The organism is Oleiphilus sp. HI0066 (assembly GCF_001635725.1).
The window spans coordinates 19,458-28,858 of record NZ_LWFH01001322.1 but is presented as its reverse complement, the minus strand read 5'-3'; the positions used below and the strand labels follow the sequence as shown (position 1 = coordinate 28,858).

Genomic DNA, 9,401 nt, shown 5'->3' with positions numbered 1-9,401 from the left:
TTATCCCCGAAAGTACTCCGCTAAACCATCAGTTACTTCAATTTCAAAAAGCAAAACGCAGAATCGGCATTGTGGTTGATGAATATGGTGATGTTCAGGGACTTGCAACAATGGAAGATATCTTAGAAGAAATTGTTGGGGAGTTCACAACGGACTACTCTACAACCAGCAGCTCAGATATCACTGCGCAAGAGGACAGCAGCTTCCTTATTGATGGCTCCGCCACCATTAGGGCGATTAATAAAGCGCTTAAATGGTCATTACCTACTAATGGCCCTAAAACGATTAACGGGCTTATTACTGAGTCATTGGAGTTCATTCCTGAGCACCCAGTTTGCATAAAGATTGGTAACTACGAACTAGAAGTCAGACAAGTGAAAGACGACAAAATCAAAACTGTGCGCGCATTTAAAGGTAAAGCGTAACAAATTGCCCATTTTTCATACTAAAACACTTAGTTTCTTGCGAGTTTGTACTAATATGCGTAAATTACAGACTTCGGCGTCATTTTAACTTTTTGATACATTTCTCTATCGCTTGAGTGCACCAATGGCAAACAGCTTTAACGTCAACGACAATGCCAATTCTCGAGAAAGTGCTAACAGCTCAGCCGTCTCAGAAAAACTGTTCAATGCCTACTCTCAGCATGTATCTCCCCTACTAGATCAATCATTTGATGCGATTGATGACACCTTGTTTGATCTTGCAAATAATGCAAGAAACAACAATGAGCAAAATCGCTATTTCGAAGCCATGCGTGAATTACGCCTCAAACGTAAAGCCATATGCACGAACATTGATCAATCTCTTCAATCTTTATTTCAATTTCCTTTCGAGCAGATAAAACTTAATACACCAGCGCCGTCACAAGTTGAATCTCTATCAGTGGTAGACGACAAGCAATTTGAAGAGCAGCTAGCGGTTGAGACAATGGCTAGTAAGTCACGAGCTAACTTTCAGCATATTCACCTAACTCTGCATCAACGCATGGCCGAGGCTTATCAGCTTAATGGTGATGAACTTAGTCCAGAGTCACCTGAGTTATTAGCTCATATCATTGCTAGCAGCTGCAAAAATCTCGATATCGAGCTCGGTGAGCTTCTTTTGCTATACAAGCACTTAGACAAACACTTATTTTCCAAGCTTGAAGAGCCACTAAACGCATTGAATGACACTCTAATTTCTGAGGGAATTCAGCCGGATCTAAGCCTGACTAAACGCAAACAATCCGTCCGCTCCAAGCAAGAAACAACAAGAGCTCCTGTCGCACACGATCATCGAGACATTACGGCACAAGAAAACACTACTCAAACAGCCACACAAACGATTAAGACACAGCATTACGCTAGCTCTCAAGACATCATCCAAGCACTGAATATTGTAAACGCCGCGAAGGAAGCGACAAATGAAGCAAGGTTTTTTGACGCCAAGACAATCAGCCAGTACGTGACACAACAACTTCAGAAAAGCTCAAGAAAACAAGTGGCCGAAAAAGATCTTGATGTTATTAATCTAGTCGGCTTACTGTTTGAGTACATACTCAACGACAATAATTTAGCGCCAGAAATGCAGGCGCTTATTGGTCGCTTGCAAATACCTGTACTTAAAGCGGTCATTCATAATCCTGTATTTTTCAAAGAGCATGCTCATCCGGCTAGAACCTTCATTAACAACTTAGCCACAGCAGCGATTGGCTGGACCAACGACAATCAAAACAGCGCACGAACAAAACTATACGACGAGCTTCGCTCACTCGTAGATGACATTATCGAAGATAAAAGTGGTCACTATGACTGTTTTACAGCGTCAAATTTAAAGTTAGAGCTTTTTATCGCGCGCGAAAACAAACGCCAAAAATTGCTCGAGCAACGTACGAAACTAACAGAAGAAGGACGCATTAAAAGCCGGGTTGCCCAAGAATTTATCGACTCAACTCTAAAAGCACTCGTTGAATCACATAGGAACTTACCTACTAGCATTTCTGAACTTCTAACCGGACCATGGAGACGAGTATTGTTCATCGCATTTCTTCGCGATGCGCAAGAACACAATTGGGATACCTGCAGAAAGACAACTGAAGACTTACTTTGGTGTACTAGAAAACATGCAACACAAAATGACCGTCAAAAGTGGTTAGCTCTGGTACCACGTCTGTTAAAGCAAATAGACGCCGAATTAACTCGTATATCGTTTGACCCCTACTCAGCCAATAGAATGCTTGCAGACATCAAAAAAGATCTTACAAGTATTTTCAGGGAAACAGCACTTAGCAACCAAAATGATGCCAGCCTCAATAAACCAAATAATGCTAGCAGCACAGGCGCAATCACAAAGCAAAAAAGCCTACGCCCTCAACTTAACAAGAATGTTGAGTTGTTAGCTCAGCTGGAAATTGGAAGATGGGTCCAAATAAAAATTAACGGAAATTTGAAACGCTACAAACTGATTAGCAGAGTAGACGAAGCAAACGTATATGTATTTGCCGATAGATTTGGCCTTAATCCAATAGAGTTAAGTTCCCAGCAAGTCGTTGCCCAAATCAACAAGGGAATGATGGTCATTCTCGAGAAAGGCGCGCTCGTTGATAGAGCCTTAAACCACATTCTGAGCAATCTTCAGAGCTAGTAGGCTTAACGTTTAGTTATATGAAACACTATGCCTTAGCCATAGCATTGTCGGTCGCGGCCTGCTCACATATAATCTTGTATACCTTGTTGAATTTGTGGCCCGCCCCGACACCTAATGACACCCAATCTATTCCAGTAACATTAGTTCTGTCTCAAGAGTCTGCTGAAAGCCAAGCCAGTCAAAGTGCGTCTAGCCAAACGAGAAAAACTCAGGAACAATTCTTAACGACGAAAAGTTATAACGACTATAGCCACCTCACTACGAAAGAATCCGCTTCTAATGTGGAAGGGGCAAGCCAACAAGCTAACGCTATTAGTAAACAAGCAGCTAGCAATCAGAATGCTCCTGCACGCAGAATGAAGGCATCAGAACAGCAAATTATTGAACAGCAGAACGATCTAACGGACCCTAGCATCAGGGCTTTATCAACAAAAGACCTTCCTGTTATGACCGAATATGAACAGGCATTGCTGCAGCATTTACTGGACCGAGAACTTTACACTCAGCTACATCAATTCATGCAGAACGTCGACATTCCACGGATCGACTTCACAATTGAAATAAAGCTATTTGAAAATGGAGCGATCAAGTCGGCCTCGATCAAAAACAAAAGCGCGAATATACCTATTGAGCGCATTGCGACGACGGCAGCGTATAACGCAAGTCCATACCCTAGACCACCAGAATCCGACTACGAAATCCTTTATACGTATGCCGTCACTATGTCGTATAAAAAGACGGGGAATATTCAATAAGGATAGATTGACTCTGCATACAATTGGATCTCTTCCAATAAAAATGCTTTGTCAGAGCCATGCTCAACTCCTTGAGCAGCCGCCTGTAAATCTTTCGCAAATGCATCAAAGTTCAAATATCCGTTTTCACCGCCAAGAAGCCTAGCCATACAATGTTGACTCCACTTCTCTCGCTCTTCAGAATTTAATACCTCTGGATAGTTTCGTGCCTTATATCTAAATAGCATCTCATCAAGACGTGAATCCTGAAAGGCAAACTGAGCATCTTCGAGTTCTTCTGGCGGCATATTTCGGAGGCTCGTCAATTGCGCCTTGTCTTGCGGCGAGAAAAAACCTCCAGAATAGATCATCAAATCTGGATCGGTGGGCTGAGCTCTATCTTCATCAGCAACAAACACCTCCCTAACATGCGAAAAAGCCGACATATCTGCTTTAAGAAGCTTCACATGCTCTCTCATAAGATCGAGATCCATCCCCCAAGCCTTTAAACGCTCTTCGGGAATGACCTTAATCATTGACGCTGGCGCGAGCATTGGGCATTTATTCAAATGAATTAACTTCAAAGCAGGACGAATATTTACTGGGTTACCTGAACTATCTAGTTCAGTTTTTTTATACAACAGCGCCTTGATCTCATCGGATGAATGCTGAAGAAGAACATTGGGGTTCTGACGAAGGTCAAAAGCAATAATTGCATTTTTATTAGTAGGATGCGGCATCAACGGATACATCATCCCTATACAACCCTTATCTACGGCAATTTTTGACGATACATGCAAAAACGGTTGCCCTTGATGCTGATCCAGAAAATTTTGGACTGCGGTCTTACTGCGCATATCGAATGCAAATTTGTATAAAGCTGGCTGCCTTTGCTTAATCAATTTGGCTAGTTCAATCGTGGCATACACATCAGACATAGCGTCGTGCGCAGCCTCATGCGCGATGCCATTTGCTTCTGTTAACTTCTCTAGTCGGAAGGACACCTTGCCATCATCGCCAGTAGGCCAATTAATACCGTCAGGACGTAAAGCATAAGCAAGCCGAACAACATCAATAATGTCCCACCTAGAATTCCCGTTTTTCCACTCTCTTTCATAAGGATCATAAAAGTTGCGATAAAACAGGTTTCTGCTCACCTCATCATCAAATCGGACACTGTTGTAACCCGCAACGCAGGTTTCTGCCTGACAAAAGATTTCCGAAATGTTTTTTGCAAACTGAGCTTCTGAAACACCCTCTGCCATTGCTTTTTGTGGAGTGATACCAGTGACCAGACACGCTTGAACAGAAGGCAGATAATCTTCTGTTGGCTGTGAGAAGATAGTAACGGGCTCTTCGATGATATTGAGTTCGAGATCCGTTCTTACACCAGCAAACTGGCATGGTCGATCTCTTTGAGGGTCAGCACCAAACGTTTCGTAGTCGTGCCAAAATATAGTTTGCATAGAGGTTAGGCCTAGAAATAATTAGGACCTAATAGTAAACGCGTAGAAGACGAAGATGAAGTTAGAATAAACCGTTTCCGCGATCGATATATTCTAATCGGACACGATCCGTACCGCCTGCATTCAAACCACTATTCATATCGATCTGCATCGCCGTCGGTAGGTTAATGAAAGCGCCTAGATCTGTATTAAGCGATCCGTCTGAAGTCATCCATTCCGTCGCTTGTTTCTGGAAGCCAATAAAGAAGTCTTCAGTGTATTCCACTGCACCTGTGTCGGCGTTTCGCTCACCAATATCAAGTGTTTTGAAATCACCTAAGTCATAGCAATACCAGCCTGTTGAGCAATCTGTCGTACCACCGGTAAATTCGCGAGCCACACCGAAATTTGTTGATCTAGAGTTATCAGCATCACCTGCCGCATTCAGAAGCTGCGACTCGTAACGAGTTCCAAAGTCATCAACAATGTCCATCTCAACATTGCCTGAAATACTTCCAAAATCGCCAGACAACTGACCTCTCGCTTCGCCAAAACCAATACGAAAACCGATCAGCTCATTATTGTCGTCTCGTGCAATTTCAAAATATGGATCATTCAGCTCAAACGGAATAATTTCATTCACGTCATAGGTATTACCATCAAGCTGAACTTTAGATGAATCTGTAGAAATCGAACCCAAGCCGAGGTTTGAAACTTGTAAATCAGCCTCAAGACTTTCGCCTGTTTTTGCATAGCGGCCCGCCTCAAGATTATCGATATTCATTTGGATCTCAGCTTCCATACCCAACGTTACACGGGTATAACTTGTCGATCCTATTTGGTCTACATCAAACGCTACAGCCGCTTGACCAGATACTTCGCCTAATTCTTCATCAGAAATAGGACGCAGTTCAGCAGACGCAACGACAGGCATCAACGCCAGGGTTGCCAACACTAAACTTAACTGGTTCTTCGCTTTCAAAATCACGTCTATATGAGCCTTTTCTACCTTCTTCTGTTCGGCAATTTAAAAAAATAACTGCGTAAGTTCTTATTGTTTTAATGTTTGTTCTTATATTTCGGAATGTAACTGTACCCGAAACAGACTTTTTCATATGTGATGACGACCACACTGCCCTAGCTACAACGCTGGATTTAACAGACTTTTACGGAATATTAGAACGGCATCACAAACAACAAAACCCGATAAAACTGAGGATATTTGGTAGAGTGGAAATCACATAAATGCTCATCAATAAAAAAGGCCCGTATAACAACGAGCCCTTTTAGAGTATATAGATTGCTTATTCAGCAGCGGAGCTTACAAGCTCCTTTAGTTCGCCAGATTCATACATTTCAGTGACGATATCACAACCGCCAACCAGCTCACCTTTTACATAAAGCTGAGGGAATGTCGGCCAATTTGAGTAAGTCTTAAGATTTTCTCTAATTTCAGGATTATCTAATATATTAATGTACGCGAAACGTTCACCGCATGCCATCAAAGCTTGAACTGTGCGCGCAGAGAAGCCGCACTGAGGTTGCTGTGGCGTTCCTTTCATATAAAGAAGGATTGAGTTTTCTTCAATCTGTTGCTTAATCGCGTCCATAATTGACATATAGTTTACCCTTACTCAGTAAAAATTAGCCGCGTATTTTAACAGCTAAGCCCCAGACGACCAAGCTCCACCGCCTGGAGTTTTAATGTTTATTACATCGTTTTGCTCGACTTGAATCCGGGCTTTAGCAGGTAGCACTTGATCATTAAGCGTGTTCACTCCGCATTTACCCGCGCCTGCACTAACTCCCCAAGGTTGGTTCATCCGCCTTTCTGTTAGCAGGGTAACGGATGCAGGTGCAGTAAAACGATAGGACCGAGACAAACCGCACCCTCCATCATACTCCCCTTTGCCGCCAGATCTTCTGCGGATTGAGTATTCGGTAATTTGTATTGGGTAATGTAACTCCAAACTTTCTACGGGGGTGTTCAAGGTATTCGTCATATGACATTGCACTGCATCAAGACCCGACGAACCCGAGTTCGCACCCATGCCACCAGCAAGCGTTTCATAATAATCCCATGACTCCGCACTACTCGATTTATTACCCATTGCGATATTGTTCATCGAGCCCTGTGCAGCAGCCGGCATATCTAAGCCGAGCTTCAACAAACACCCCTGAACCACATCGACTACTCTCATACTTGTCTCTACATTTCCAGCAGCGACCGCCGATCCTTTAGGGGCATTTAACATGCTTCCATAAGGACAAATAATATCGATAAACCTAAACACGCCATCGCACTTCGGTGCATATTCAGGCAACAAGCATGCGATGACATAGTAAACAGAAGATGCGGTAACACTCTCAGGGCAATTGAGGTTTCCTTTAACTGACTGACCAGTCCCAGAGAAATCAAACACGAGTCGCTCTCCGGTAGATCGCAATTCGAGATGAATCGGAATTTTCTCGGCACCGAAACCATCTGAATCTAGTACATCGCTAAACTCAACGCTTTCTATTGGTAGCTTGGAAATAAATCCTTGCATCAAAGTTAAGCCGTACTCATTTAATGCAGCACAACGTGCATTGAAATAGACTCCACCGTGCTGAATCCCATTCAGCCAATCAGTCATCCTCATTAGCCCAGTTTGATTAGCACTAATCTGAGCCAAAAAATCTTCAGGCAGCTCGCTGTCACAATTTGGCTCGATGCTGCGAATACGCCGCGCTAACTCATCAACAATGATGCCCTTATCAATAATCTTTTGTGGTCCGAGAACAATCCCTTCTTCAAGCAAGCTATCGCTCAAGGGCATTGAACCAGGCGCTTCACTACCAATATTCGCATGATGAGCGCGATTCACAACAAAGCCATGCAAAACATCAGATAGGAACAATGGTGCAATCATCGTTACATCTGGCAGATGCGTCCCACCCTTGAACGGATCATTCACTACGACCATGTCACCTTCTGACCAATCGAACATAGCAACGAGATCCTTCATGGCATACGCCATACTCCCAAGATGCACAGGAATATGCGCTGCCTGAGCTAAAATACGGCCCTCACTATCAAATAACGCACAAGAGAAATCGAGACGATCTTTGATGTTTGGTGACAATGCACTTCGTTGTAAGACAAAGCCCATTTCTTCACAGATCGTGTTCAATTTTCCAGAAAAAATAGCTAATTCAATTCCACTTATTTTCTCTTGCATTAATAACTCCACATTACTATTAGTTCGCGCCCGCAAATAAAGCACGAGAATACTTTGTCTTTGCTACACTTGATTCAGACGCAACTATAAATGAAAACGAACAAAACAATCATTAAACACATGATTGATTGAGAAATAACAAGATACACATGACAGATAATGCAGTAATGAATACTTATGGGAAGCTTGCCGTTTCTTTCGAGAATGGAGACGGCAGCTGGTTGTTTGATACCGATGGAAACAAATACTTCGATACATTTACCGGCGTCGCTGTAAGTGGGCTCGGACATTCCAATCCAGCCGTCGCCAAGGCAATTAAGCAACAATGTACCCGCCTACTTCATAGTTCGAATATCTTTCATTCAAAGCTTCAACAACAATTGTCTCAGAAGCTTTGCGAACTATCGGGATTGAACAAAGTATTTCTGTGCAACTCGGGTCTCGAAGCAAATGAAACTGCAATCAAGATCGCGCGCAAACATGCATACGACCAAGGCAATCATAGTCCTGTCATCATTACCTTCAAAAACAGTTTTCACGGTCGATCCCTTGCAACAATATCTGCATCAGGGAACGACAAGATTAAACATGGTTTCGGCCCGTTAGTTGATGGCTTCATTCATTTAAAGCTGAATGATTCCGAGGCCTTACACTCCGCGTTTGAGCAGAACGCTAATATCGCGGCAGTAATGTTAGAACCCATACAGGGAGAAGGCGGCATTCATTTAGCAGAGACCTCTTTTCTCAAAACTGCTCGAGAGCTTTGCTCAAAACATTCTGCCCTACTCATTTGTGACGAAATACAAACGGCTAACGCGCGAACTGGGAAATACTTTGCATATCAGCACGCCAACATTCAACCCGACATAGTAACCCTCGCAAAGGGTCTCGGTAATGGTTTTCCGATTGGCGCGTGTATCAGTTCTGACGAAGCAGCAAACAGTTTAATTCCGGGCAGTCATGGCTCTACGTTCGGTGGCAACCCACTGGCATGTGCCGCCGCAATGGCGGTAATTGAAGAGATTCAAAGCAAACATCTTGAACAAAGAGCAGAATCTTTAGGACAACACATTAAGTCGGCGCTAGAGGATGCGCTTCTGGGAGCAGACTATGTCGCTGACATAAGAGGCAAAGGCTTGATGATCGGCATTGAGATGACAGACCCTTGCTTTGCTCTAGTACCACTAGCAAAAGAAAAAGGGATACTTCTAAACGTTACATCTGACAATGTGATTCGATTGCTTCCAACTTTAAGTCTATCTGATGAAGAGTGTGATTTTTTGATTGACGCAGTCATCCAGATTGTGCGTTTATACGCGGCAGACGATAGAGCTCAACCACGAGCTAAATAAACCAGATAAAAACTGCTTCCT

Annotated in this window: 8 protein-coding genes; 4 read left to right on the top strand and 4 right to left on the bottom strand. The window is 43.2% G+C overall.

The genetic code is table 11. The features are described from left to right. The 3 genes from A3738_RS19575 to A3738_RS19565 form a co-directional block, all read left to right on the top strand. On the top strand, nt 1-425 hold a 425-nt coding region (locus A3738_RS19575; RefSeq protein ID WP_304440116.1), incomplete at its 5' end, for a transporter associated domain-containing protein. A 124-nt stretch (nt 426-549) separates the two neighbouring features. Then, a complete protein-coding gene (locus tag A3738_RS19570; RefSeq protein ID WP_068502767.1) occupies nt 550-2,625 on the top strand; it encodes a DUF1631 family protein in 2,076 nt (691 codons plus the stop codon). 20 nt (nt 2,626-2,645) lie between these two features. Beyond that, nucleotides 2,646-3,383: a hypothetical protein gene (locus A3738_RS19565; RefSeq protein ID WP_068502770.1), complete on the top strand. Its 738-nt coding sequence runs from the start codon at nt 2,646-2,648 to the stop codon at nt 3,381-3,383. On the opposite strand, the gene sbcB is transcribed toward A3738_RS19565, so the two are convergent. The 4 genes from sbcB to A3738_RS19545 form a co-directional block, all read right to left on the bottom strand. Next, nucleotides 3,377-4,828 carry an exodeoxyribonuclease I gene (gene sbcB, locus A3738_RS19560; RefSeq protein ID WP_068479379.1) on the bottom strand — a complete coding sequence of 484 codons (1,452 nt, stop codon included), beginning with the start codon at nt 4,826-4,828 and terminating at the stop codon, nt 3,377-3,379. The two genes, A3738_RS19565 and sbcB, sit on opposite strands and share 7 nt — an antisense overlap. Nucleotides 4,829-4,889: 61 nt before the next feature. Next, entirely contained in the window at nt 4,890-5,789 is a 900-nt protein-coding gene (locus A3738_RS19555) for a DUF6160 family protein (protein ID WP_156502758.1), read from the bottom strand. 322 nt (nt 5,790-6,111) lie between these two features. Further along, nucleotides 6,112-6,426 carry a Grx4 family monothiol glutaredoxin gene (grxD, locus tag A3738_RS19550; protein ID WP_068479377.1) on the bottom strand — a complete coding sequence of 105 codons (315 nt, stop codon included), beginning with the start codon at nt 6,424-6,426 and terminating at the stop codon, nt 6,112-6,114. A gap of 45 nt (nt 6,427-6,471) precedes the next feature. Further along, nucleotides 6,472-8,028: a hydantoinase B/oxoprolinase family protein gene (locus tag A3738_RS19545; protein ID WP_068479375.1), complete on the bottom strand. Its 1,557-nt coding sequence runs from the start codon at nt 8,026-8,028 to the stop codon at nt 6,472-6,474. 149 nt (nt 8,029-8,177) lie between these two features. On the opposite strand from A3738_RS19545, the gene A3738_RS19540 reads away from it, so the two are divergent. Further along, on the top strand, nt 8,178-9,380 hold the full coding sequence (locus A3738_RS19540) for an aspartate aminotransferase family protein (RefSeq protein WP_068479373.1): 1,203 nt from the start codon (nt 8,178-8,180) through the stop codon (nt 9,378-9,380). Nucleotides 9,381-9,401: the final 21 nt, after the last annotated feature.